The organism is Halosegnis marinus (assembly GCF_029338355.1).
Lineage (GTDB): Archaea > Halobacteriota > Halobacteria > Halobacteriales > Haloarculaceae > Halosegnis > Halosegnis marinus.
This window is the reverse complement of record NZ_CP119802.1, coordinates 166,920-190,721: the sequence shown is the minus strand read 5'-3', so window position 1 is coordinate 190,721 and position 23,802 is coordinate 166,920. Positions and strand designations below refer to the sequence as shown.

Here is a 23,802-nt window from a genome sequence, read left to right as displayed (position 1 = left end):
CTGTGGGGCCGGTATGGATTCCGCGGAGTACGACGAACTCGTTTCCTCGCTGACGCCGACCGAGTCCGGCGGCGGCGTCTCCAGTTACCGCAACACCGTCAGCGTCGCCTGCCCCGCCTGCGGGGAGCCGTTCGACGACCTCGTCGTCGTCCACGACGAGGAGACCTCGCTCGAACTCAGCCGGCTGCTCGACCTCTGTGTCTCCAGACACGACGACGACACCCTGCTCTTCACCCACCGCCACTAGGGGAGGTCGCGCAGCGCGGCCAGCATCGAGTCGAGCGGCTCCTCGGTCACGGCGAGCGAGTAGCCGTCGGCGTTCGCGAGCCGCGGAGCGTGTTCCCATAGCTCCTCCTCCGAGAGCCCGTGAAGCACGACCGCTGTCGGCGTCGGCGTGACGACCCGGAGCGCGACCAGCGGTCCCTCGCCGCGCGTCACGTCCGTGAAGACGAGCGCGCGGTTCGTGGACTGGCCGTACAGCCGGTAGAACTCCTCGGAGGAGAGCCGCGAGATGGCCTGTATCGAGTTGATGACGGTGTGACCGGCGAGCCGCGAGGGACCGCCGCCGCCGGTCCCGGCCACCTCCCGCGCCTCGACCGCCGAGTAGAACCGCCGGAGCGGCACCGTCGCCGGGTACTCCCGCAGGTCGTGGACGATGTCGGACTCGAAGCCCGCCGAGAGGACGCGCGCGAACTGGCGCAGGCGGTCGCCGCCGCGCGCCTCGTCGATGTCGAGCAGTCCCTCCACGAACCGCCGGACGACGCCGATACCCGGGGAGTCGCGCCGCCCCGACTCGTAGTCGGAGACGACGGAGGGCGACACGTCGAGCGCCTCGGCCAGGGCCGCGCCCGTCACGTCGAACTCCTCGCGCCACTTCCGGAGGGTCGCGCCCGGCTCGTCGCTCATCGTCACCTCGCCGGCCATGTGTTCGGCCAACTGCTGGCGCGCCGTCCGGTCCATACCCTGGGGACCGCCGCGGCGCTTAAGTCGGTTCCCCCCTGCCGGCCGGTATGCCGTCCGCGCTCGTCGCCGCCGGTCTCGCGGCGCTGCTCGCGGCCGCCCTCCTCGACGAGCGCGACCTGACGCCCCGGAGCCTCGCCGTCGTCGTCGCCGCCGGCATCGCCCCCGACCTCGACGCGGTCATCGACGTGGTCTTCGAGGGACTCCATAACGCCGCGCTCCACAACGTCTGGATACCCCTCCTCGTCGGCCTCGCCGTCCGCTGGGACGCGCGCCGTCCGGACTCGTGGCTCCGGTCGAGATACGGCGACCGCGGGGTCCGCGTCGCGTGGGTCGCGCTCGCCGCCTGCTGTTTCGCCGTCGCGCTCGACCTGTTCAACGTCGAGAGCGCCGCGGTGCTGTGGCCGGTCCACGGCCGCTTCTTCGGCGTCGTCGGGAAGGTCGGCTACTCGACGACCGAGGGAGCCCTGTTCACGCTCGTGAAGCCGAACCTCGGCGGCGGCGAACTGTTCCCCGAGGCCGGGTCGGGCACCGTGGCGGGCGGCCGCCACATCGCCACGTTCCTGAACCCCGCCGACGGTCCCGACACCGGCGTCGTCCGCGACCTCGTCCTCGTCGGCTCGGGGTGGCAGCTGCTCGTCGTCCTCGCGGGCGCGGTCGTAGCCGGGGGGCGTCTGTTCCGGCGGGGTGAGCGCTGATGCCCTCGACCGTCCTCCACGTGGCCTTCGCGCTGCTGCTCGCGGCCGGCCTGCTCGGGAGCGACTTCGACCGCCGGGCCGCGGCCGTCGTGGCGGCGGCGACCGTCTTCCCGGACCTCGACGTGTTCGTCGCGCTCGTCGTCGAGTCGGCCCACCGCGCCGCGTTCCACACCCTGCTGCTCCCCGGTACGCTCGCGACCCTGCTGTGGTGGGACGCGCGCCGCCCGGAGTCGTGGCTCCGGGGCCGATACGACGACTACGGGGTCCGCGTCGCGTGGGTCGCGCTCGCCGGCTACGTCGTCGCCGGCGTCGGCCTCGACCTCTTCACCGCGCTGGGCGCGAACCCGCTCTACCCGCTCTACGACCAGTTCGTCGAGATAGGGGGTCGCGCCGGGTACTCGACCGCCGACGGCCTCTACCAGACGTTCGTGAACGTCACGTTCGAGTCCGCGCCCGCCCCCGACGGCTCCGCGGGGAACGCGACCGGCGGCGGTGGCGGCGCGCCGAGCGTCGACGTGGGCCAGCAGGGCTCGACCGAGGAGGTCCACGTGGCGAGCGGCGTGGACCCGCAGCGCGGCTCCGACGCCGGCGCCGAGCGCGTCTTCCCGGTCGTCTACCGCGGCTGGCACGTCACCCTGATACTCGCGGGCGTCGCGGCGACGTGGTGGCGACTCCGGGACGCTGATGACTGACGGGTGCGAGGGAGGGGACGTGACCGTCCGCCCGTACGACCCCGACCGCGACGAGGAGGCGCTGTGGGCGCTCAAGCGGCGCTTCGAGAGCGACATGGGCGCGGCCGGCGACGACGCGAAGGCCGCCGCCTACGACGCGAAACTGGACGACGCGTACCGCGACCGCTGGCTCGCGTGGGTGCGGCGGTGTGTCGCCGACGAGGACTGCGTGTTCGTCGCGCCGGGCGCGGACGGACTCGACGGCTACGTCTTCCTCCTCCCCGAGCGGCTGGCCTTCGTCTGGGACGCCGCCGTCGTGAACGAGGTGTACGTCCGGCCCGCGCGCCGGGGGACGGGCCTCGCGGACGACCTGTTCGCGCGCGGCCTCGACCACGCGCGCTCCCAGGACCTGCCGCTCGACCGGGTGGTACTGGACGTGGACCGGGAGAACGAGCGGGCCCGCGCCTTCTACGAGCGACACGGCTTCTCCCACTGGGGGGAGATGGTCGCCCGGGAGCTGTGAGCTACGCGCCGCCCTCGGTCGCCTTGGCGACGAAGCCGCCGACCGCGCCGAACACGACCGGGTACAGCAGGCCCCCGAGCAGGATGCCCGTCACGAGGTCGGGCGTCACGCTCTCCGTCGCGAACAGGAAGACGCCGACGACCGAGAGCAGGCCGTAGCCGATGACGGTCGACGCGCCGGCGACGGCCGCGTTCGCTGCGTCCAGCGACCCCGCGCCGGCCGCCCGTCCGACGGCGAGGCCCGCGCCGAGCAGCAGGAGCGGCGGCACGACGTACAGGAGGACGGTGAAGCCGCCGTCGCCCCCGATAGCGTTCGTCGCGCCGGAGCCGAAGAAGCCGAGGTCGACGTTCGTGTTCACGAAGTGCGCGTTGTAGAACACCCAGCCGACGACCTGCCAGGTCCCGATCTCCGCGGCCTCCAGCACCTGTCCGAACAGGGAGTTCTGGATGTCGCTCGACGCGACGAGATACGTCACGAGGTAGCCGAGGACCCACGCACCCGCGCCGGCGGCCGCGCCGACGCCGAACGGTACACGCTCCGCTATTCCGTTGTCAGCCATCGGTCCTTTTTCGCGAGCGCGGCTGAAGTAAATTATGGCTCGGTCGCGGCGGCCCACTCCTCGCGGGCTATCGAGTAGCGGACCGCGTCGTACGGCTCGCCGTCCTCCGTGACCGCGCCGTTGCGCAGGGTTCCCTCCTTCCGGCCGCCGAACCGCTCCACGTACTTCTCGATGGCGCGGCGCGACCGCTCGTTTCGCGCGTCGTGGTCGATCTTCACGTACGCGAGGTCCAGCCGCTCGAAGGCGAGTTCGAGCATCCGGGCCGCCCGCTCGCCCGAGTAGCCGTTGCCCCACGCGACCTCCCGGAACCAGACGCCGAGGGTGGCGACCTCGCGGTCCCAGTCGGGGTGGAAGCCGGCGGTGCCGAGGAACTCGCCCGCGAGGTCGCCCTCCGTCGGTCGGACGGTGTAGTGGACGTCCTCGCTCGCCTCGTACGCCTCGCCGGCCCGGGCCACGAACTCCGCGGTCGCCTTCGGCGTCGGGTGCGGTCCCCACCTGAGGTACCGCGTGACCTCGTCGATGGCCGGCGCGTCCGGCCGGACGTGTTCGTACATCTCGACGGGGTCGAGGCTCCCGGGCCGTATCGCCTCGAAGCGGAGGCGGTCCGTCTCCATCGTCGCGGGGAACAGCGACATACCGGCGGGTCGCCGGGTCCGGACTAAAGCGGTTCCCCGGCGTGGGTGGCCGTGCCGGGGGCGCGTCCGAAACCTTCACACCCCGGACGCGCCGACCCCATGGTAATGGACTGGACGGAGAAGTACCGCCCCTCGACGCTCTCGGAGGTGCGCGGCAACGACAAGGCGCGCGACGCGCTCCGCGAGTGGGCCGAGACGTGGGACGACCACCGCGAGGCCGTCATCCTCCACGGGTCGCCGGGCGTCGGGAAGACGAGCGCGGCCCACGCGCTCGCCAACGACATGGGGTGGCCCGTCATCGAACTCAACGCCTCGGACCAGCGCACGGGCGACGTCATCGACCGGGTGGCGGGCGAGGCGGCCAAGTCGAGCACGCTCACGCAGTCGGCGGAGGGGGAGCCGGGGCGTCGCCTCGTGATCATGGACGAGGCGGACAACATCCACGGCACCTACGACCGGGGCGGCGCGCGCGCCGTCACCCGCATCGTGAAGGAGGCCAGCCAGCCGATGGTCCTCATCGCGAACGAGTTCTACGACATGTCGCGCGGCCTCCGCGACGCCTGTCGCACCATCGAGTTCCGCGACGTGTCCTCCCGCTCCATCGTCCCCGTCCTGCGGGACCTCTGCCGGAAGGAGGGTATCGCGTTCGACGAGAAGGCGCTGAAGCGCATCGCGGACGGCAACGACGGCGACCTGCGCGGCGCGGTGAAGGACCTCCAGGCCGTCGCCGACGGGAAGGACGAGGTCACCGTCGACGACATCACGAACGGGGACCGCGACACGACGAAGGGCATCTTCGACTTCCTCGACGCCGTGTTGAAGGAGGAGGACGCCGAGGACGCGCTCCACCTCACCTACGACGTGGACGAGACGCCCGACGACCTCCTCCTGTGGCTGGAGGACAAGGCGCCGAAGGTGTTCGACGCCGGCGAACTCGCCCGCGCGTACGACCACCTCTCGCGGGCCGACCGGTGGCTCGGCCGCGTGCGCGCCACCCAGAACTACTCGTACTGGCGCTACGCGACGGACAACATCGCCGCCGGCGTCGCGGCGGCACGCGACGAGACGCGCGGCGGGTGGACCCGCTACGGCGGCGCGCCGTACCGCTCGACGAAGAACAAGACGCGCGACGACATCGCGGCGCGTATCGCGGAGACGGCGGGCGTCTCGACGGCCACCGCGCGCCGCGACGTCATCCCCTTCCTCGCCGTGATGACCCACCACTGCAAGAACCGCGACCTCACGGTGCGGATGGCCGCGCGCTACGACCTCGACGCCGCGGGCGTCGCGTTCGTCACCGGGTCGGGCGAGTCCACGAACAAGGTGCAGGACGTGGTGGCCGACGCCGAGGAACTGAAGGCCGAGGAGGCGGCCGAACACGGCGGCGACGCCTTCCTCGAACGGGTCGAGGAGGACGCGGGGGAGAGCGAGGCCGCACAGGCGGAGAGCGGCGACGTAGAGTCGCTGGCCGAGGACGACGGCGAGGAGGAGACGGCGGCCGACGCGGAGAGCGACGACGGGCAGTCCGGCCTCTCGGACTTCATGTGACCCGGCTCAGCGCCGTCTCTCGGAGCCGAGCCCCGGAATCGAGACGCGGTCCTCGACGCGCCCCATCAGCGCCGACGCCGAGAGGACGAGGCCGAGGTAGATGACGCCCGCCAGCACGAGCAGTTCGAAGTAGCGGAAGTTCCCCGCGGCGATGTCGCTCGTCCGCTTGTACAGTTCGGGGACGGTGATGAACGCCGCCAGCGACGAGTACTTGATGAGGTAGACGAGTTCGTTCGTCCAGCCCGGAATCGCGTAGCGGAGCCCCTGCGGGAGCACGACGTACCGGATGGTGTCGAGCCGCGAGAGGCCGACGGCGCGGCCGGCCCGTAGCTGGCCGTCCTCGACCGACAGCAGGGCCGACCGGATGTACTCGGACTGGTAGGCCGCGCTGTTGATGGTGAAGCCGATGACGGCGACGAACACCGCCTGCCCGGGGACGAACCCCTCCCCGACGAAGGGGAGCTCCCGGATGGTCGCCGACAGCGAGAGGCCGAAGTAGAGGACGAACAGCTGGGCGAGCAGCGGCGTTCCGCGGATGAGTTCCGTGTACGCGAGCGCGACGCCGCGCGTGAGGCGACCGCCGTACACCCGCGCGACCGAGAGGGGGACGGCGATGACCAGCCCCAGCAGCATCGAAACGACGGTGAGGACGACGGTGAGCCACGCGCCGCTCACCGCGGCCGGGAGCGACTCGCCGACGAGCGCGAGAAACGAGAAGAAGCCGCCGACGGGCGTGCCGGTCCACGACGCGGCGAGCGACTCGAACGTCCCGACCGGGAGGAACGGCGCGCCGCGGGCCATGCCGAGCGCGTCCGCGAGCACCCACTCGTACGCCCACCGGAGGAGGAGGTAGCCCCAGAAGACGCCGAACGCGGCGTACCGGAGGGCCGCGCCGCCGCCGAGCCGCCGCGTTTCGGTGGCCGTCGCGCCGCTCATGGGCCCGTGCCGGCGTGCATGTCGGTGAGCCGACGGAGGAACCGCGCCGTCCGCTCGTGTTCGGGGGCCTCGAACAGCCTGTCGGGCGGCCCCTGTTCGACCAGTTTACCGTCGTCCATGAACGTGAGCCGGGAGGCGGTCGAGCGGGCGAACCCCATCTCGTGGGTGACGACGAGCATCGTCATCCCCTCGTCGGCGAGGTCCCGCATCACGGAGACCACCTCGCCGACCAGTTCGGGGTCGAGCGCGCTCGTCGGCTCGTCGAACAGCATCAGTTCGGGGTCCATCGCCAGCGCCCGGGCGATGCCGACGCGCTGTTTCTGCCCGCCCGACAGCTCCGCCGGGTAGGAGTCGGCCTGGTCCGCGAGGCCGACCCGCTCGAGGTGGTCGTGCGCGTCGGCGCGGGCCTCCTCCTTCGTGAAGCCGCGCACGCGCCGCAGCCCCAGCGTGACGTTCTCCAGCGCCGTGAGGTGCGCGAAGAGGTTGAAGTCCTGGAACACCATCCCGACCTGCCGGCGGAGGTCGTTCTCGTCGCGGTCGTAGATGGAGGTGCCGTCCAGCCGGATGTCGCCGCTGTCGATGTCGGTGAGGCGGTTCACACACCGCAACAGCGTCGATTTTCCCGACCCGGACGGGCCGATGACGACCTCCACGTCGCCGCGGTCCATCGACGCGGTGATGCCCTTCAGCACCTCCTCGTCGCCGTACGACTGGTACACGTCGTCGAACTCCAGCAGGCTCACCGGGCGTCACCCCCCGGAATCGCGAAGACGCGCCCGACGAAGTCGAGGGAGCGGTTTGCGACCATCGTGAGCACGAAGTACACCGCCGAGATGACGAGGAATATCTCCAGCACCGCGGTGTTGCCGTCCTCGGTGAGGTACAACTGCGTCCCGTTCGTCAGCAGTTCGCCCAGCCCGATGGCGTAGGCGACGGAGGTGTCCTTCAACACGATGGTGAACTCGTTCTGGAAGCCGGGAATCGCCCGGCGGAGCGCCTGCGGCACCGTGACACGGCGGATGGCCTCCCGCTTCGTCAGCCCGACGGCGCGGGCCGCCTCCATCTGCCCGCCGCTCACCGACTGGAGCGAGCCGCGGAATATCTGCGACTGGTAGGCCGCCGACCGGAGTCCCAGTCCGAGCGTCGCGGCGACGAACGTCGTGATGTTGAGCGGGAAGACGAAGTAGAACACCGCGAGCAGGATGACGATGGGTGTCCCGCGGAAGAGGACGCCGACCCGTTCGACCAGCCGCCGGCCGAGGCCGTCGCCGTACGTCTCGACGACGGCCGCGGGGAGACCGACGACGAAGCCGAGCACGATGCTCGTCGCCGTCAGCGCGAGGGTGAAGACGAGCCCCTCGAAGAGGAACCCCGAGTTCGCGTAGATGAACTCCCACGGGTCGGGGCCGGTCTGGGCCAGCATCTCAGTTACCGAACCACTCGCTCGTCAGTTCGCCGTAGGTGCCGCCCTGCCGGACGGCGGCGAGGCCCTCGTTGACGGCCGTCGTGAGGTCGTCGTCCTCCGTCCGCATCCCGAAGCCGTACTGCTCGCCCGTCTCGTAGACGAACGCGACCTCGACCGGGCGCTGGCTCGCGAACGTCTCGCCGACCGGCTCGTCGATGACGACGGCGTCGATGTTGCCGTTCTGGAGGTCCTCGACGGCCAGCACGTAGTTGTCGTAGCTGTTGTAGTTCGACTCCTCCAGTTCGCCCGTCTCGATGAGTTCGGTCTGGATGACGCCCTCGCCCGTGGTCCCCGACTGCGCGCCGATGGGGTGGCCGGAGAGGTCGCCCAGTTCGCTCGGCGAGAAGCTCCCGTCGTCGCGGACGACGACCGACTGGTTCGCGGAGTAGTACGGGTCCGAGAAGTCGATGGTCTCGTCGCGGTCGTCGTTGATGGTCATCGCGGCCGCGATGAAGTCGATGCGGTCGTTCGTGAGCGCCTGGATGAGCGAGTCGAACTCGAACGTCTCCCACTCGGCCAGTTCGTAGTCCGTCTCGGCGAACACCGCCTCCGTCAGGTCGATGTCGAAGCCGACGAGTTCGCCGCCCTCCCGGAACTCGAACGGCTGGAACCCCGGCGCGGTGCCGGGAACGATCGCGTCCGAGCCGCCGAGGAAGCCGGAACAGCCGGCGAGCGATGCTGCCGCGCCCGTACCGAGGGTCGCGAGGTACGCGCGACGGTCCATACTGAATTCGCGTGACATACGCACACAGATATAGCGTACCGGGTTTCAACGTTTCGCACGGGTCACGTACTGCGTCCGGGGATACGTTCCGGCGCTCGCCCCACGTTCGTCGCGTCACTCGCGTGATAGCTACGGGAAACGAAAGGGCCGTTCGGCCCGGGAGTCGTGCGGTCAGTCGTCCTGAGCGTCGACGACGGCGACGCCGGCGAGGTTCACGATGTCTTTGACCTCGTCGCCGCGCTGGAGGACGTGGACGGGCTTGTCCATGCCGACGAGCATCGGGCCGATGGCCTCGGCGCCGCCCAAGCGTTGCAGGAGTTTGTAGGCGATGTTGCCGGCCTCCAGGTTGGGGAAGACGAGGACGTTCGCGGGTTCCTTGAGGTCGGAGAAGTCGTAGTCGCCGGTGAGCATCTCCTCGACGACGGCGGTGTCGGCCTGCATCTCGCCGTCGACGGTGAAGTCGACCGCGTCGTCGGCCCGCAGCGCGTTCGCGGCGTCGCGGACCTTCTCGGTGCCCTCGTTGCGGACGGAGCCGAAGTCGGAGTACGAGAGCAGGGCGGCGCGCGGCTCGACGTTGAAACTGCGCGCCAGCTTCGCCGTCTGCTTCGTGACCTCCTCCAGCACCTCGGCGGAGGGGTCCTGGTTCACCGTGGTGTCGGCACAGAAGACGACGCGGTTCTTGAACGTCAGCATGTACACGCCCGCGGCGTAGTCCGTCTCCGGGTCGGTGCCGACGACCTGCAGGGGCGCGCGCAGCGCCTCGGGGTAGTGGTGCATGAGGCCGGTGAGCATCGCGTCGGCGTCGCCCATCTCCACCATCACGCTGCCGAGGTAGTTGCCGTCCGTGACGAGCTCCTCGGCCTCGCGGCGGGTGATGCCCTTCCGCTGGCGGAGTTCGTACAGCCGGTCGGCGTACGGTTCGAGGTCGCCGCCCTCGGGGTCCACGACCTCCGGCTCGAAGTCGAGGCCGAGTTCGGCGGCGGTGCGGCGCACATCGTCGGCGTCGCCGATCAGCACCGGCTCCGCGATGCCCTGGTCCGTCAGCTGGTAGGCGGCCCGGACCATCTTCTCGTCGTCGCCCTCCGCGAGCACGACGCGCTTGGGGTCGGACTTCGCCTTGTTGAGGACGACGCGCATCATCTCGCGGGACTTGCCGAGCCGCGCCTCCAGCCCCTCGGCGTACGTCGAGAGGTCCATCTCCTCGCGGGCACAGCCCGAGTCGATGGCCGCCTGCGCGACGGCGGGGGCGACCTCGAACAGCACCCGCGGGTCGAGCGGCTTCGGGATGACGTAGTTCGGGCCGTACTGGAGCGGCTGGTCGCCGTACGCCTTCACGACCGCATCGGGCACGTCCTGTCGCGCGAGGTCCGCGAGGGCCTCGGCGGCGGCGCGTTTCATCTCCTCGTTTATCTCCGTGGCGCGCACGTCGAGCGCGCCCCGGAAGATGAACGGGAAGCCGAGGACGTTGTTCACCTGGTTGGGGTAGTCGGAGCGACCCGTGGCCATGATGACCGTGTCGTCGCGGGCGGCCTTCGCCTCCTCGTAGCCGATTTCGGGGTCGGGGTTCGCCATCGCGAAGATGACCGGGTCCTCTGCCATCCCGCGGACCATGTCCTGCGAGACGATGCCGCCCACGGAGAGGCCGACGAACACGTCCGCGCCGACCATCGCGTCCGCGAGGTCGTCGGCGTCGGTCGCGTTGGCGAACTCGCGCTTGTACTCGTTGACATCGTCGCGGTCGGGCGTGATGGGGCCCGAGGAGTCGCACATCGTGATGTTCTCCTTCGACGCGCCGAGCGAGACGTAGAAGCGAGCGGTGGCGATGGCCGACGCGCCCGCGCCCGAGAAGACGATATCCAGCTCGGAGATGTCCTTCCCGGTGATGTCACAGGCGTTGAGGAGTGCGGCGCCGGAGATGATGGCGGTGCCGTGCTGGTCGTCGTGGAAGACGGGGATGTCCATCTCCTCGCGGAGGGTTTCCTCTATCTCGAAGCACTCGGGGGCGGAGATGTCCTCCAGGTTGATGCCGCCGAACGTCGGCTCCATCGCGGAGACGCTCGTGATGACCTCCTTCGGGTCGGTCTGGTCGAGTTCGATGTCGAAGACGTCGATGTCGGCGAAGCGCTTGAAGAGGACGCCCTTCCCCTCCATGACGGGTTTCGATGCCTGCGCGCCGATATCGCCGAGACCGAGCACGGCGGTCCCGTTCGAGACGACGCCGACGAGGTTCCCTTTCGCCGTGTACTTGTAGGCGTCGTCGGGGTTCTCGGCGATGGCGTTACACGGCGCGGCGACGCCGGGCGAGTAGGCGAGCGAGAGGTCGCGCTGTGTGTTCGTCGGCTTCGTGGTCGATATCTCCAGCTTGCCGGGCGGGTCGGCGGCGTGATAGTCGAGTGAGTCCTCGTCCAGTCCCATGCCGGGAGGGGACTCGCCGGCCCCAAAAACCTATGCGAAGGCCGGTACGTCAGGCGTCGAACTCCGTGCCGGGCCGCGCCGGGCCGCGCCGACCCGGAACCGAACGCGGGCGTTAAGTCCGCGTAGGCCCGAGCGCCGACAATGACCCGGTTCCGCAGGCTGGCGGCGGGGACGGCGGTGCTCGCCGCGGTCACGATGCTGCTCGGGGTGTTCACGGCCGCGGAGGGCGCGGGGCTCACCTGCGCCCAGCGGTGGCCGCTGTGTGACGGCCCGCTCGGGGGGCTGCTCCCCGCGAACTACCTCAGCTTCGTCGAGTGGTTCCACCGCGTCGTCGCGGGCGTGACGGGCCTCGTCGTCCTCGGGACGACGGTGCAGGCGTGGCGCGCCGGGCTTTCGGCGCGCGTCCGCTACGCGACGACCGCGGCGCTGCTGATACTCCCGGCGCAGGTGATACTCGGGATGCTCACCGTGACGACCTACCAGTGGCTGATACTCGTCGCGCACTTCGCGACGGCGACGGCCATCCTCGGCCTGCTCGTGCTCGCCGCGGCGTGGAGCTACGAGGGCCCGATGGCCGAGACGGCGACCCGCGCCCGCAACGCCGCGTTCCTCGGGGCGGCGCTCGCGGTGCCCGCCGCCGTCGTCTCGCCCCGGCTGCTGTTCTCGTTCGGCTCCGCGGTGCAGGTGGGCTACTACGCGCTGCTGCTCGCGGCGTTCGCGGCCTTCCTCGCGGCGGCGGTCTGGCTCCGCGCCGAGCGGACCAGTTTCGTGGCGAGCGTCGGGGCCGCGGTCCTCGCGGGGCTGCTCGTGCTCGGGAGACAGAACTACGGCGAGACGGTCGCCGTCGCCACCGTCGTCGCGCTCGGGGTCGTCGCGGCCTGCGGGCTCGCGGCCGGGCGGCTGGCCGGTCGGGAGATAGCGGTCACGACGAGTAGCGGTATCTTCTCGGACGACTGAATAGGAACCCTCGGGTAGGCGAAACCGCCCGACCGAGGGACTTAGGGTGCGTCCCCAAGCCACCGTGACACCCATCACCCCCCAGCAACGGGTGTCGGACGGCGAAGGCCGTTTGGTGGCGTTCCACCGTAACGGCTTGGCGAACTTTAGCGGCGACTCTCAGTGTCTAGACCGACGCCGCGTTTATCACCCGCGCGACGTAACCGTGGGCATGGCCGAGACCCTTACCGACGACGAGATCAGCGCCCGACTCCCCGACGGCTGGAGCCGCGACGGCGACGAGATAGCGCGAACCTTCGAGTTCGACTCGTACCTCGAAGGGGTCGGCTTCGCCGCGGGCGCCGGCGGGCTCGCGGAGGAGGCGTTCCACCACCCGACGCTGACCGTCGAGTGGCGCGAGGTGACCGTCGAGCTGACCACCCACGACGCCGGCGGCATCACGGGGAAGGACATCGACCTCGCCGAGCGGCTGAACGAGCTCGCGGAGTGAGGGGCGACTACGTGTTCCGGGTCCGCCTCCGCGTCGAGCCCTCCGACCCCGACGTGACCCTCGACCCGGACACCTTCGAAACCGTGCTGCGGCGGCGCGCGCCGGAGCCGGGCGCCGAGGGGTGGCTGTTCTTCCGCGACAACTGCTGGCGCGGCGAGACGAACGACGACGCGCACGCCCGCCGGCTGGCCGAGGAGGCGCTCGGCGTCCCCGCCGAGTCGGTCGCGTTCCGGGAACTCGCCTGCGACCGCGAGTACTACGACGCCCTCCGGGAGGCCATCGCCGCGGACCTCACGCCGTTCCGCGCCGACGACGTGCCGGAGGTGCTGACGAAGTACCTCGGGAGCAGTATCCGGGTCGTCGGGGACTGAAGCCGTCGGCGCGCTCGCGGCCGCGTCCGGGGTTACGCGAAGACGTCCTCGTAGTCGTTCCGGACGAAGTAGCGCACCCAGTTACCGTAGGTGCGGTCGGCCGGGTGGTCGGCGACCTGCTCGTACCGGACGACGCCCTCCTCGTCGACGACGTACGTGGCGGCGATGCCGGTGACGCCGTGGCTCGTCTCCTCCGTCCCGCTGTACCGCTCGGCGACCGTTCCCTCGGGGTCGGCGAGCAGCTGGAAGTCCAGGTCGAAGCGGTCGCGCATCTCCACGAGGTCGCCGACCGGGTCCGTGACGACCGGGAGCACGTCCACGCCGTCGTTGAACCACAGGTCGTAGGACACCGCGCTGAACGTCTGAAGTTGCTCGGCACAGAAACTGCACCACGAGCCGCGGTTGACGAGGACCACGGTCGGCCCGTCCGAGAGCGTCTCCGAGAGGGTGACCTCGTCGCCGCCGGTCCGTTCGAGCGTGAAGTCGGGCGCTTGCTCGCCTTCGAGTGACATGCTCGGGGCGAGGGCCGTCCCCGTATAGCCGCTTTCCCGCTCGCCCGCGGGGACCGCACGTGCGTCTGAAGGACCGTGAGGAACGGCTCGAAACCGCCTTGTGGGCGCGCCCGGTAGCCCGCCTGTGCGGCGATGACGACACAGCCTACCCCCGCTCCGAGCCCCGTGTGACGACGACCACTCCCGAGCCGCACACTCTCACGCCCGCGAAAGGCACTTACCGACACGCCGGCTACCGACTACCCTCATGCCCTCCGGCCCGGACTACGACTACTGGCTCCTCGACCTCGACGGCACGGTCGTGGACGTCGAGCCCGGCTACGTGCAGGACGTCTTCGCCGCCGTGGGCGACCGCATCGGCTACGGCTTCACGACGGAGCAGGCCGAGATACTGTGGCACGGGCTGGGCGGCTTCCGCAACAACCAACTGGAGCGGTGGAACATCGACCCCGAGGCGTTCTGGGAGGCCTTCCACGAGGTCGAGGACGGCGAGGCGCACGCCGCCCACTCGTTCGTCTACCCCGACGCCGAGCGGTTCGCCGCCGTGGACGCGCCCGTCGGCGTCGTCACCCACTCGCAGTCGTACCTCGCGGAGCCGGTGCTGGAGGCGCTGGACATCCGCGACTGGTTCGACACGGTGCTCTGCTGTACGGACGACACAGGGTGGAAGCCGGACCCCGCGCCGGTGCGCTCGGTGATGGCCGACCTCGGCGTCCGCGACGACGAGCACGGCGTCCTCGCGGGAGACGGCCCGCACGACGTGGGCGCGGCGTGGAACGCCGGCCTCGACGGCGTCCACGTCGAGCGCCACGGTCACGACCGCCGCGGGATGTGCGTCCTCGGCGACCACCGCGTCCGCGACTTCGACGAGCTGTTCGCCTAGTCGTACTGGTCCTCGGCGTCGTCGAGCGGCAGATCGACGTCGGACTCCTTCATGCCGCGCACGTCGGCCTCCAGTTCGAGCGCCTGCCCGCAGTCGGGACACGGGAGGGCGAACCGTATCGCGGGCCCGTTCGGCCCGCTCACGAAGTCCAGCACGTCGATGTCGGCGGGGAACAGGTACTCCGGGTCGATGTCGTGGTCACAGGCCATATCGGGGCTTCGACGGACTGGCCCTTACGCCTTGTCCGTCCCGTAGCCGGCGAGCGCGTCGAACACGTCCCCGCCGTCCGCGACCGCCGCCGCCAACCGCCGCACGCCGGGCTTGTCCGCGCGGTCGGGCGCGGCGAGCACGCGGACCGTCTCCGTCCCGACCGGGACGAAGCCGGCGTCGAGCGCGTCGGCCGTCGCGCGCAGGCCGAGGCCGGCGTCGGCCTTCCCGGCCAGGACGCGCCGCGCGGGCGACTCGTGGGCGCGAACCGCGCGGTCGAACCCGTCTATCGCCTCCACGAGGTCGCGTCGCTCGACCCCGCGCTCGTCGGCGAGGTCGGCCAGCGTGTTCGACAGCGAGGTCCGGAGCCCCGAGTCGGTCGTGCGGTTGACGAACCGCAGGTCGTCGTCGACGAGCGAGCCCAGTCCCTCGACGCCGTCGGGGTTTCCGGACGGGACGACCAGCCCCCACTCGCGCGTCCACGCGCCGAGTTCGACCGTCTCGACGCGGCCGTCGTCCGGCGCGCTCGTGACGGCCACGTCCGCCACGCCGTCGCGCACCCGGCGCAGGCCGGGCCGCGACCCCTGTCCGAGGTAGCGCGGCCGCTCCACCCGGTCGAGCAGGCGCGCCAGCGCGGGGTCGTCCTCGCCCACGCCGAACACCGTCGGCGCGCGCACGTCCGGCGCGAACAGCTGGACCTCGACCGTCTCGCCCTTCGCGAGGTACTCGGTGTCCGGCGGGACGGCGACGACGCCGTCGGCCTCCACGAGCGACGTGGTCGCGCCCGACCCCTTGTCCACGGGGTAGACGAGCGTGTTCCCGTCGCCGTCCTCCACGAGGCCGGCGGGCATGTATCGGAGCCGTCCCTCGGCGTACCGCTCCTCGACCGCCATCGCGCCCGTCACGGTCGCACCCTCGGGCTCGGGGACGCCCGCGGCGCGGCGTATCGCCGGCGCGACGAAGGTTCGGAAGATGGTGAGCGCGCTCACCGGGTAGCCGGGGAGGCCGACGTAGGCGCTTCCTCCGAGCGTGCCGACCAGCATCGGCTTGCCCGGCTTCACCGCGACGCCGTGGAGCAGGAGGTCGCCCCGCTCCTCGATGACGCGGTAGATGACGTCGACGGCGCTCGCGGAGGTCGACCCCGAGGAGAGCACGAGGTCGCACTCGTCGGCCGCCTCCCGGAGGACGCGCTCCATCTCCGCACGGTCGTCGCCCGCATGGGGGTACAGCCGTGCCTCGCCGCCCGCCGCCTCCACGCCCGCCGCGACGGTGTAGCTGTTCACGTCGTATATCTGCCCGGCGTCGGAGTCGAGCGTCTCCCCGGGCCGGACGAGTTCGTCGCCCGTCGAGACGATGCCGACCGTCGGCCGCCCGCGGACGGGCACCTCCGCGACGCCGAGCGCCGAGAGCAGGCCGATCTCCCGCGCCGTTATCTCCGTGCCCGGCCCGAGCGCCCGCTCGCCGGCGGCCACGTCGGCGCCCGCGAACATGATGCGGTCGCCCGGCGCGAGCGAGGTGCGGACGAGAACTTCGTCGCCCTCGGTGTCGGTTCGTTCGACCATCACCACGGCGTCGGCGCCGTCGGGAACCACCGCGCCGGTCGATATCTCCGCGGCCTCGCCGTCCCCGACGGTCACGTCGGGTTCGACGCCGGCGTGGACCTCGCCGACGAGGTCGAGGCGCGCGGGGTCGGCCTCGTCCGCGCCGAAGGTGTCGTGCGCGCGAACCGCGTAGCCGTCCACGCTCGCGCGGTCGAACCCCGGCACGTCGAGCGCCGCGTCCAGCCGCTCGGCGAGCACGCGCCCGCGCGCCTCGGCCAGCGACACCGTCTCCGTCCCCGGCGCGAGGTCGAGCGACGCGATTGCCTCGTGGGCCGCCTCGGGGGAGGCGAGGTCCCTGAACTCCTTCCGGTCCGTCACGCGAGTTCACCTCGCGTTACGGACGAGGGGAGTCGCAGTCCCGCGCGGCGAGCGATGCGAGCGAGCGGGAACGTCTCCACGTATTCAGGCATCGTACTCCCAGTTCTGTACCGCGACCGTTTCTCCCTCGGCGATACCCTCCGCGTCGTCGGCCACGACGACCCAACCGTCGGCCAGCGCCACCGAGGAGAGGACGCCCGACCCCGACGCGCGGGTCGGCGTGGCGACCGTCTCGCCGTCCGCCTCCGAAAGCCGCACCCGCGCGAACGTCCGCTCGCCGGGCGCGGAGGCGATTTTCCGGGTTAACCGCGCCGCCGTCGTCGGGAACGGCTCGTCCGGCATCCGGCCGGCGGCCTTCAGCGCCGGGCGCAGGAACTGTGCGGCGTTGACGATACACGCGACCGGGTAGCCCGGCAACATCAGGACGGGCGTGTCCTCGACGACGCCGAGCGCGCAGGGGTGGCCCGGCTTCAGCGCGACGCCGTGGACGAGCAGTTCGCCGAGGTCGTCGACCACCTCGGGGATGAGGTCGCGCTCGCCCACCGACGACCCGCCCGTCGTCACGACGAGGTCCTTCGTGAGGTCGCGCTGGATGGCCGCGCGCAGCGCCGCCTCGTCGTCGGTCACCACGTCGCGGTACTCGGCGCGGCCGCCCCACCGCTCGACCAGCGCCGAGACGGTGAGCCCGTTCGTCTCGACCACCTCGCCCGGGTCCGGGTCGCCCTGCACGAGTTCCTCGCCGGTCGGTATCACGCCGACGCTCGGCCGGTCGTAGCACTCCGCCTCGTGGACGCCGACGGACTTCAGCAGACCGAGGTCCGAGGGGCGGAGCCGGTGGCCCGCCTCGTACAGCGGCTGGCCGTCGGCCACGTCCTCGCCGACGGGGGCGACGTTCTCCCCCTCGCCGACGGCGGCCGACACCTCCACCTCGCCCGCGAAGCGGTCCGTCTCCTCGACCATCACCACGGCGTCCGCGCCGTCGGGCAGTTCGCTCCCGGTGTGGACCGGGGTCGCCTCGTTCGGGCCGACCGATTCGCCCCGCTCGCGCTCGCGCAGGACCGCGGGCGAGCGGCCCGAGGCGCCGAACGTGTCCTCGGCGCGCACGGCGAACCCGTCCATCGCGGCGCGGGCGTAGTGCGGCACGGCGCGTTCCGCCGTCACCGGCTCCGCGAGGACACGCCCGTCGGCGGCCGCGAGCGGCCGGGTCGTCGTCCCCTCGACGGGCGTGACGGCCCCGAGCAGTCGCTCGCGCGCCGCGTCGACGCGGGTGACCTCCTTGAACCCCGATTCCTTCATACCCCGACTGTGCGGCCGGGGGGAGAAAAATCAGTCGCGGACGACCACGGTCGCGCCGTCGCGGCAGGCGAACAGCGGCGGCTCCTCGCCGGGGGTGAAGGCCGTCGTCGCGGTCGTGTCCGGGCCGTGGACCTCCACGGTGACCGCGCCCGCGCCGCGCGGCACCGGGAGCGTGGCCGTGTCGCCCGGCGCGAGGCCGACGCGGTCGGCCTCCACGCGCCCGTCGCGGCGGCGGACGACGCGGAACTCCGCGGAGCGCGTCCCGTCGTTGCGGAAGAGGACGTGTTCGCCCGGGATGGCGACGGCGTCGGAGCCGATGCCGACGGTTTCGGTCGGGGAGCGTGACATGAAACCCGATTGCGACTATCCCGGTAAAGGCCTTCTGGGGTGTGTGACGGCGGTGCGGGCGATTTCGGCGACGTGGCGCGGGGCCACGCCCCCTCAGTCGAGGGTCGCTTCGGTGTCGATGCCGTACACCGCCGCGGGGGTCTCGACGTGCGCGCGCCGGACGGCCTCGTCGTACCCCTCCTCGCGGAGCCACTCGACGCGCCGCGGGACGGTCTTCGGGCCCAACACCGCGCCGGGGCGGTCGGGGTCGTCGATGAAGTCCGTCTCCATCAGGAACGGCTCGCCCGACTCGGCGGCCGCGCGCAGCGGCTCCTTGCGCGCGATGACGCTCGGCACCGGCCCCTCGACGGGTCCCTCGGAGTAGTGTTTCACGACCTGGCCGGCCGGCAGCCCCTCGGCCTCGGCCCACGTCGCGACCTCGGAGAAGTCCTCGCCCCCCTCGGTGTGGAGCTGGACCGGACAGCCGACCTCCGCGCCGAGCGCGAACGCGTGGCGCATCACCTCGTTCGAGGCGGCCCACACGTCGTCGTCCACGTCGTAGTGGGGGCGCCCGGACTTGACCGCCAGCGCCGGGCCGTCGGCGACGTACTCGGCGGCCGCGTCGAGGCCGGCCTTCATCAGGTCGGCCGCCCCGTCGGGGTCGTAGCCGCGCTCGGTGAGCTTCGAAATCAGCGCGGGGTGGACGCCGAGGACGGGCCACGCCCGGCCCGGGAGTTCGTCGTCGGCCTCGGCGGTGACCTCGACGGTGAGGTCGAACGCCTCGCGGAAGCCGGACGCGTCGGAGACGTCGCCGACGAGCGACCACGAGGGCTTGTTGAGCACGAGCAGGTGGGTGCCGCCGGAACGGGCGAACTCGGCGGCGGCCTCGGCACCCCGGCCGTTCACCGGGTCGAGGTGGAGGTGGTCGTCGAGAACCGGATGCATACCGGGCGTGCGTGGCCGACGCCGAAAACCCTGCCCCTCCGGGTCGGGTCAGGGGCCGATGAGGAAGCTCGTGACCCCGAGCGTCTCGGCGACGACCCAGCCGACGAACGCGGCGTAGGCGACGAGCAGGAGGTACGACTCCGGCGCGGTGAGCGTCAGGTCCGTCCGGAGGACGGTGAACAGCAGGATGGTCGCCAGCGTCAACACGCCGAACATGGGGGCCGCGACGGCGAACGAGACCGTCGAGGTCCCCACGATGAGCACCCCGACCGGAATCGCGACGAGGAGGTCGAAGGTGTTCGACCCGAGGACGTTGCCGAGGCTCGTCAGGGGGTTGCCCGCCCGGGCCGTCCGGATGCTCACGAGCGCGTCGGGGAGGCTCGTCGCGGCGGCGAGGACGGTGACGCCCGCGAAGAAGTCCGGGACGCCGTACGCCCGGTTGAGGACTTCGAGCGCCCCGACGAGCTGTTCGACGCTGACGAGGATGGTGACGAGGCCGAGCGCGAGCAGGCCCCAGCTCCGGAGCACGTCCACGTCGCCCACGCCGTCCCCGCCGCCGTAGTCGCTCACGTCCTGCCACTGGATGAAGAGGTAGAGGCCGTACAGCGCGAGCGGAATCGCGGCGAGCGAGCGGGTCAGTTCGCCGCCGAGTTCGTCCGGTCCCCCGACGGGGAAGTAGATGACCGCGAGCGCGAAGGTGATGACGAGCGCGGAGACGGCGATCATGTAGAACTGCGCCTCCTTGTACACGAGCGCGCGGTCGGCGTCGAGGTCGCCGTCCGCGACGATGCTGGAGGCGGCCGGGATGACGAGCACGTTGAATATCGCGGAGCCGACGACGGCGCCGATACCCATGCTGAACGACCCGGCCAGCGCGGCGAAGACGACGCTCGCGAGTTCCGGGAAGCTCGACCCCACGGCCACCACGACCGAGCCCTGCACGACGGCCGGGAGGCCGTAGTGGGCCGACAGCTCCTCGGCCGAGTCCTCCAGCCAGCCGCTGCCGACCCAGATAACGGCCGTCGTGACGACTATCGCGAGCGCCGCGACGGGGGGCGAGTCGGGGAGGACATCGGGAAGGACCACTGGCGTCGGTTCTCGGCACGGGGCCTTGAATCTCCTGTCACGCCGCGACGGCTACTCGTCCGGGCCGAGCGTGAGTTCGCCGTGGGCGGCGTTGCGGAGCGCGTCCGAGCGGCCGTGTTCGCCCGGCGCGACGGCGACGGTCCGCAGACCGTGGCGGTTCGCCACCTCCAGCGCGGGCTTGAAGTCGGTGTCGCGGGAGACGACGACCAGCGTGTCGAGTTCGCCGGCGACGACGAACTCCGTCGCGTCCACGGCGAGCTTCACGTCCACGTCGCCGCTCGTCACCGTCGTCTCGAAGCCGCGGGCCTCCGCCGCGCGTATCAGCTCCGGCGGGGCGCCCTCGTCGAGATACAGCCGCGTCACGGCCAGCCGCCCCTCCGTCCGGGCCGCGTCGCGCACGTCGTCGAGGTCCACGTCGAACTCCTCGCGGAACACGTTCGGGCCGTCCACGAACAGCCCCACCCGGGCGGGCGCGCGCTCGTCGTCGCTCATACCCCCGCCTCGGGACGGCCCGGAATACCGGTGTCGGTCCCGACGGCGAGAGGCTCTCCGGCGGCGACGGCGACGAGACCGAGTAGCCCGACCCCGTCCCGGGTCCCCCCATTCTTTTCCGACCTCGCCGGGAACAGATACGACGCGATGAGCGACCACGACACCGACGCCGACCTCGACACCGCCGACGACGAACAGGACACGACCGAGGCCGAGCGGGCGCGCGAGGAGTCGCTCGACGACGACCGACCGGAGCCGGAGGCCGAGGCCGAGCGCAACCGCGAGGCCCGCGAGCAGGAGAACCCGGACGACCACCGCGACGAGCACCCCCACGAGAGCTGACGGAGCGTCCGGGCGCAGTCCGGCGTTCCGCCGGAACGGAGCCGAAACTCCCGGTTTCGGATTTCGAAATGCTTGGGAGGTAACGCTAAGTATTGTGCTGGACAAGTGTCTAGTCCAACAATGTCCTCCTCGCCAGACGGGGGTATCCCGTCCGCCGGGCCGTCGCTCGACACGGCGTTCGGCCTGCTCGCGGACGAGACACGCCGGCTGTCGCTGTACGTCCTCCGCGAACACGGCGGGATGTCGCTCGCCGACCTCGCGGACGTGGTGACCGGGTGGTCCGCGGTCCGCCGCGGCGACGGGCGCGCCACGGCCGACGACCGCCGCGAGCGGCTCGTCTCGCTCCACCACACACACGTCCCGAAGCTCCGCGCGGCGGGGGTCGTCACCTACGACGACGAGACGGGCGTCGTCGCCTTCGCGTCCCCCTCGGAGGCGTTCGACCGGCTGCTCGACGCCGCGCTGGCCATCGAGACCGAGGCGGGGGAAACGGCCGTACCGGAGCCGGAGCAGTGAGATGACCCTCGGCGACATCATCGACGCGGCCGCCGCGAACCCCACGCGGCTCCGCGTCTGTTCGCCGGACGACTCCCCCGACCTGAGCGACCGGTTCGGCTCGCGCAACGTCGTCGTCGAGCACACGACGCTCCCGGGGGCGGACGAGGGGTTCGTCGTCGTCCGGCGCGACGGCGAGTTCGTCGGCTCCGTCCCGGTGCGCGCGTTCGACACGCTCGTCCACCCGCCGGCCGGCGTCCCCGGCAGCCGCGACGGCGAGGCCGACGAGCAGTTCCGGGCCCTGCTCGGCCTGCTCGATGACACCGTGTTCACCTCGCTGGAGCGCGACCGGATGCTGGCGACCTCCAGGGAGATAGAGGACCGCGCGTGGCGGCTCGGGCACGGCCGGCTCTACGCGGGGTTCCAGTCGCTCCCCGTCATGCACGCGGAGGCGGACGTGTACCGCCGACTGGCGACGAAGCCGGACCTCCGGGTCGAGGTGTTCGCGACGCCGAACGGCGACCCGCCGGCGGTCGAGGGGGCGACCGTCCGCGTCGCCGACGACCCGGAGATAGCCGACACGTGGTTCGTCGTGTACGACGCGGACACGCGCCGCGACAGCTGTGCGCTGCTCGCCGTCGAGCGCGACCCCGGGAGCTACCGCGGCTTCTGGACCTACGACCCCGAGCGGGTGGACGAGATCGTGCTCGCGCTACGCGGTGCGGTCGAGCGGGCCGAGCAGTAGCGCCCGGGAAGGGAAGCTATTAACGCCCGCCGTCGGACTGTCGGATATGGCCCTTCGGACGCCGCCGTTGCGCGAGGCCCACGCCGAGCGCGGGGCGAAGTTCACCGAGTTCGGCGGCTGGGACATGCCCGTCGAGTTCGACGGTATCCGGGTCGAACACGAGGCCGTGCGGTCCGCGGCCGGGCTCTTCGACGTCTCCCACATGGGACAGATCGAGGTCTCGGGACCGGACGCGACCGAGCTGACGAACCGCCTGACGACCAACGACGTCGCGGCGCTCGACGCGGGCGACGCCCAGTACGCCGCCATCACGGACGAGGACGGCAACATCATCGACGACACGGTCGTCTATCTGCTCCCCGACGGCGAGACGTACCTGTTCGTTCCCAACGCGGGCGGCGACGGGGAGATGCACGAACGGTGGACGAGCCGTCGCGACGAGTGGGGACTCGACGCCGTGGTCGCGAACGCCACCGAGGAGTACGCGATGTTCGCCCTGCAGGGGCCCGACGCCGTCGCGACGGCGAGCGAGGCCGCGGGGACCGACCTCGACGACATCCGGCGGTTCACCGGGCGCGACGCGACGGTCGCCGACACGGCGTGTTTCGTCGCGCGGACCGGGTACACCGGCGAGGACGGCGTGGAGTTCCTCCTGCCGACCGACGGCGCCGAGGCGGTGTGGCACGCGCTCGCCGACACGGACGGCACGGGCGTCCAGCCCTGCGGCCTCGGCGCGCGCGACACGCTCCGCATCGAGGCGGGCTTCCTGCTCGCCGGGCAGGACTTCGACATCGAGTCGAACCCCCGGACGCCGTACGAGGCCGGCATCGGCTTCGCCGTCGACCTCGACACCGAGTTCGTGGGCCGCGACGCGCTCGCGGCCGCGACCGACCCCGAGGAGACGTTCGTCGGCTTCAAGCTGACCGAGCGCGGCGTGCCGCGCCACGGCTACGACGTCGTCGACACGGAGAACCGCATCATCGGCGAGGTCACGTCGGGCACGATGAGCCCGACGCTCGACGAGCCGGTCGGGATGGGCTACCTCCCGACCGAGTACGCCGACCCCGGGACGGACGTGCGGGTGGTCGTCCGGGGGAGCGCGAAGAACGCCCGCGTCCACAGCTTACCCTTCTACGAACCATGAGCTTCGACATCCGCGACGACTGCCGGTACCTGGAAACGCACGAGTGGGCCCGCCCGAACGGCGCGGTCCGCGTCGGAATCACGGACTTCGCGCAGGACGAACTCGGCGACGTGGTGTTCGTCGAACTCCCGGAGGTCGGCGACGACCTCGACGCCGGCGCGCAGTTCGGCGTCATCGAGTCCATCAAGGCCGTCTCCGACCTCTACGCCCCCGTGGGCGGCGAGGTGACGGCCGTGAACGAGGAACTCTTCGACGCGCCCGAACTCGTCAACGAGGAGCCGTTCGACGGGGGCTGGATGCTGGAAATCGAGCCCGGTGACGAGGGCGACCTCGACGACCTGCTGTCGCCCGAGGAGTACCGCGAGCAGACGGAGTAGGGCGCTCCCGCTTCCGTCGTCCTGCCCGCCGCCGTGTGTCCGCGAGTATCGCCCCAACGGGGCACGCCCGTGCATACTTC

30 protein-coding genes are annotated in these 23,802 nt (G+C 71.5%); 14 read left to right on the top strand and 16 right to left on the bottom strand.

The window, feature by feature from the left end; all coding sequences use genetic code 11:
* Positions 1-13: 13 nt before the first annotated feature.
* Positions 14-247 carry a DUF7385 family protein gene (locus P2T37_RS01110; RefSeq protein WP_276234894.1) on the top strand — a complete coding sequence of 78 codons (234 nt, stop codon included), beginning with the start codon at positions 14-16 and terminating at the stop codon, positions 245-247.
* Here P2T37_RS01110 and P2T37_RS01105 read toward each other — a convergent pair.
* Positions 244-960: a helix-turn-helix domain-containing protein gene (locus P2T37_RS01105; RefSeq protein WP_276234893.1), complete on the bottom strand. Its 717-nt coding sequence runs from the start codon at positions 958-960 to the stop codon at positions 244-246. The two genes, P2T37_RS01110 and P2T37_RS01105, sit on opposite strands and share 4 nt — an antisense overlap.
* Positions 961-1,010: 50 nt before the next feature.
* Here P2T37_RS01105 and P2T37_RS01100 point away from each other — a divergent pair, with 50 nt between their 5' ends.
* Genes P2T37_RS01100 through P2T37_RS01090 form a run of 3 tightly spaced genes read left to right on the top strand, consistent with a single transcriptional unit; the run spans position 1,011 to position 2,852 of the window.
* The gene (locus P2T37_RS01100; protein ID WP_276234892.1) at positions 1,011-1,658 is read left to right on the top strand and encodes a metal-dependent hydrolase; all 648 of its coding nucleotides are present in this window, start codon (positions 1,011-1,013) and stop codon (positions 1,656-1,658) included.
* Positions 1,658-2,350 (top strand): metal-dependent hydrolase, encoded by a 693-nt coding sequence (locus tag P2T37_RS01095; RefSeq protein ID WP_276234891.1) that lies wholly within the window; start codon positions 1,658-1,660, stop codon positions 2,348-2,350. Before P2T37_RS01100 ends, P2T37_RS01095 begins: the two co-directional genes overlap by 1 nt.
* On the top strand, positions 2,343-2,852 hold the full coding sequence (locus tag P2T37_RS01090; protein ID WP_276234890.1) for a GNAT family N-acetyltransferase: 510 nt from the start codon (positions 2,343-2,345) through the stop codon (positions 2,850-2,852). Before P2T37_RS01095 ends, P2T37_RS01090 begins: the two co-directional genes overlap by 8 nt.
* A 1-nt stretch (position 2,853) precedes the next feature.
* On the opposite strand, the gene P2T37_RS01085 is transcribed toward P2T37_RS01090, so the two are convergent.
* The gene (locus tag P2T37_RS01085; protein WP_276234889.1) at positions 2,854-3,411 is read right to left on the bottom strand and encodes a DUF7978 family protein; all 558 of its coding nucleotides are present in this window, start codon (positions 3,409-3,411) and stop codon (positions 2,854-2,856) included.
* 32 nt (positions 3,412-3,443) lie between these two features.
* A complete protein-coding gene (locus P2T37_RS01080; protein WP_276234888.1) occupies positions 3,444-4,046 on the bottom strand; it encodes a GNAT family N-acetyltransferase in 603 nt (200 codons plus the stop codon).
* 99 nt (positions 4,047-4,145) lie between these two features.
* Between P2T37_RS01080 and P2T37_RS01075 the strand changes: the two genes are divergently transcribed.
* Positions 4,146-5,594 (top strand): replication factor C large subunit, encoded by a 1,449-nt coding sequence (locus P2T37_RS01075; protein WP_382210532.1) that lies wholly within the window; start codon positions 4,146-4,148, stop codon positions 5,592-5,594.
* 6 nt (positions 5,595-5,600) lie between these two features.
* Here the strand turns inward: P2T37_RS01075 and P2T37_RS01070 are convergent, their stop codons facing one another.
* The 5 genes from P2T37_RS01070 to P2T37_RS01050 all read right to left on the bottom strand — a co-directional run bounded on the left by P2T37_RS01070 (position 5,601) and on the right by P2T37_RS01050 (position 11,134).
* Entirely contained in the window at positions 5,601-6,530 is a 930-nt protein-coding gene (locus P2T37_RS01070; RefSeq protein WP_276234886.1) for an amino acid ABC transporter permease, read from the bottom strand.
* Positions 6,527-7,273, bottom strand: a complete 747-nt coding sequence (locus P2T37_RS01065; protein WP_276234885.1) for an amino acid ABC transporter ATP-binding protein — start codon at positions 7,271-7,273, stop codon at positions 6,527-6,529. Before P2T37_RS01065 ends, P2T37_RS01070 begins: the two co-directional genes overlap by 4 nt.
* Positions 7,270-7,953, bottom strand: a complete 684-nt coding sequence (locus P2T37_RS01060) for an amino acid ABC transporter permease (RefSeq protein WP_276234884.1) — start codon at positions 7,951-7,953, stop codon at positions 7,270-7,272. The genes P2T37_RS01065 and P2T37_RS01060 overlap by 4 nt, the downstream gene beginning before the upstream one ends.
* 1 nt (position 7,954) lies before the next feature.
* Complete coding sequence (locus P2T37_RS01055; protein WP_276234883.1) at positions 7,955-8,737, bottom strand: basic amino acid ABC transporter substrate-binding protein; 783 nt, start codon at positions 8,735-8,737, stop codon at positions 7,955-7,957.
* 153 nt (positions 8,738-8,890) lie between these two features.
* Entirely contained in the window at positions 8,891-11,134 is a 2,244-nt protein-coding gene (locus P2T37_RS01050) for an NADP-dependent malic enzyme (protein WP_276234882.1), read from the bottom strand.
* Positions 11,135-11,275: 141 nt separating this feature from the next.
* Between P2T37_RS01050 and P2T37_RS01045 the strand changes: the two genes are divergently transcribed.
* From P2T37_RS01045 to lwrS, 3 genes are all read left to right on the top strand, one after another.
* Entirely contained in the window at positions 11,276-12,091 is an 816-nt protein-coding gene (locus tag P2T37_RS01045; RefSeq protein ID WP_276234881.1) for a COX15/CtaA family protein, read from the top strand.
* Between the two features lie 211 nt (positions 12,092-12,302).
* Positions 12,303-12,581 (top strand): 4a-hydroxytetrahydrobiopterin dehydratase, encoded by a 279-nt coding sequence (locus tag P2T37_RS01040; protein ID WP_276234880.1) that lies wholly within the window; start codon positions 12,303-12,305, stop codon positions 12,579-12,581.
* On the top strand, positions 12,578-12,952 hold the full coding sequence (gene lwrS, locus P2T37_RS01035) for an LWR-salt protein (RefSeq protein WP_276234879.1): 375 nt from the start codon (positions 12,578-12,580) through the stop codon (positions 12,950-12,952). The genes P2T37_RS01040 and lwrS overlap by 4 nt, the downstream gene beginning before the upstream one ends.
* Positions 12,953-12,984: 32 nt before the next feature.
* Here the strand turns inward: lwrS and P2T37_RS01030 are convergent, their stop codons facing one another.
* Entirely contained in the window at positions 12,985-13,464 is a 480-nt protein-coding gene (locus P2T37_RS01030) for a peroxiredoxin family protein (protein ID WP_276234878.1), read from the bottom strand.
* A 247-nt stretch (positions 13,465-13,711) separates the two neighbouring features.
* Here P2T37_RS01030 and P2T37_RS01025 point away from each other — a divergent pair, with 247 nt between their 5' ends.
* Positions 13,712-14,347: an HAD family hydrolase gene (locus tag P2T37_RS01025; RefSeq protein WP_276234877.1), complete on the top strand. Its 636-nt coding sequence runs from the start codon at positions 13,712-13,714 to the stop codon at positions 14,345-14,347.
* Here P2T37_RS01025 and P2T37_RS01020 read toward each other — a convergent pair.
* From P2T37_RS01020 to P2T37_RS00990, 7 genes are all read right to left on the bottom strand, one after another.
* Complete coding sequence (locus P2T37_RS01020; protein ID WP_276234876.1) at positions 14,344-14,556, bottom strand: hypothetical protein; 213 nt, start codon at positions 14,554-14,556, stop codon at positions 14,344-14,346. The genes P2T37_RS01025 and P2T37_RS01020 overlap by 4 nt on opposite strands.
* A gap of 24 nt (positions 14,557-14,580) precedes the next feature.
* On the bottom strand, positions 14,581-16,473 hold the full coding sequence (locus P2T37_RS01015) for a molybdopterin biosynthesis protein (protein WP_276234875.1): 1,893 nt from the start codon (positions 16,471-16,473) through the stop codon (positions 14,581-14,583).
* Between the two features lie 84 nt (positions 16,474-16,557).
* Positions 16,558-17,769: a molybdopterin molybdotransferase MoeA gene (locus tag P2T37_RS01010; RefSeq protein WP_276234874.1), complete on the bottom strand. Its 1,212-nt coding sequence runs from the start codon at positions 17,767-17,769 to the stop codon at positions 16,558-16,560.
* 30 nt (positions 17,770-17,799) lie between these two features.
* The gene (locus P2T37_RS01005; RefSeq protein WP_276234873.1) at positions 17,800-18,117 is read right to left on the bottom strand and encodes a hypothetical protein; all 318 of its coding nucleotides are present in this window, start codon (positions 18,115-18,117) and stop codon (positions 17,800-17,802) included.
* A gap of 93 nt (positions 18,118-18,210) precedes the next feature.
* Positions 18,211-19,041, bottom strand: coding sequence for a TatD family hydrolase (locus P2T37_RS01000; RefSeq protein WP_276234872.1), 831 nt, complete (start codon positions 19,039-19,041; stop codon positions 18,211-18,213).
* Positions 19,042-19,089: 48 nt separating this feature from the next.
* Positions 19,090-20,127: a sodium:calcium antiporter gene (locus P2T37_RS00995; RefSeq protein ID WP_382210527.1), complete on the bottom strand. Its 1,038-nt coding sequence runs from the start codon at positions 20,125-20,127 to the stop codon at positions 19,090-19,092.
* 51 nt (positions 20,128-20,178) lie between these two features.
* Entirely contained in the window at positions 20,179-20,619 is a 441-nt protein-coding gene (locus P2T37_RS00990; RefSeq protein WP_276234871.1) for an NYN domain-containing protein, read from the bottom strand.
* Positions 20,620-20,766: 147 nt separating this feature from the next.
* Here P2T37_RS00990 and P2T37_RS00985 point away from each other — a divergent pair, with 147 nt between their 5' ends.
* From P2T37_RS00985 to gcvH, 5 genes are all read left to right on the top strand, one after another.
* Complete coding sequence (locus P2T37_RS00985) at positions 20,767-20,961, top strand: hypothetical protein (protein WP_276234870.1); 195 nt, start codon at positions 20,767-20,769, stop codon at positions 20,959-20,961.
* Positions 20,962-21,081: 120 nt separating this feature from the next.
* Positions 21,082-21,477: a DUF7344 domain-containing protein gene (locus P2T37_RS00980; protein ID WP_276234869.1), complete on the top strand. Its 396-nt coding sequence runs from the start codon at positions 21,082-21,084 to the stop codon at positions 21,475-21,477.
* A 1-nt stretch (position 21,478) separates the two neighbouring features.
* Positions 21,479-22,201: a DICT sensory domain-containing protein gene (locus P2T37_RS00975; RefSeq protein WP_276234868.1), complete on the top strand. Its 723-nt coding sequence runs from the start codon at positions 21,479-21,481 to the stop codon at positions 22,199-22,201.
* Positions 22,202-22,247: 46 nt separating this feature from the next.
* On the top strand, positions 22,248-23,345 hold the full coding sequence (gene gcvT / locus P2T37_RS00970; RefSeq protein ID WP_276234867.1) for a glycine cleavage system aminomethyltransferase GcvT: 1,098 nt from the start codon (positions 22,248-22,250) through the stop codon (positions 23,343-23,345).
* Complete coding sequence (gene gcvH, locus P2T37_RS00965) at positions 23,342-23,722, top strand: glycine cleavage system protein GcvH (protein WP_276234866.1); 381 nt, start codon at positions 23,342-23,344, stop codon at positions 23,720-23,722. Before gcvT ends, gcvH begins: the two co-directional genes overlap by 4 nt.
* Positions 23,723-23,802 lie beyond the last annotated feature (80 nt).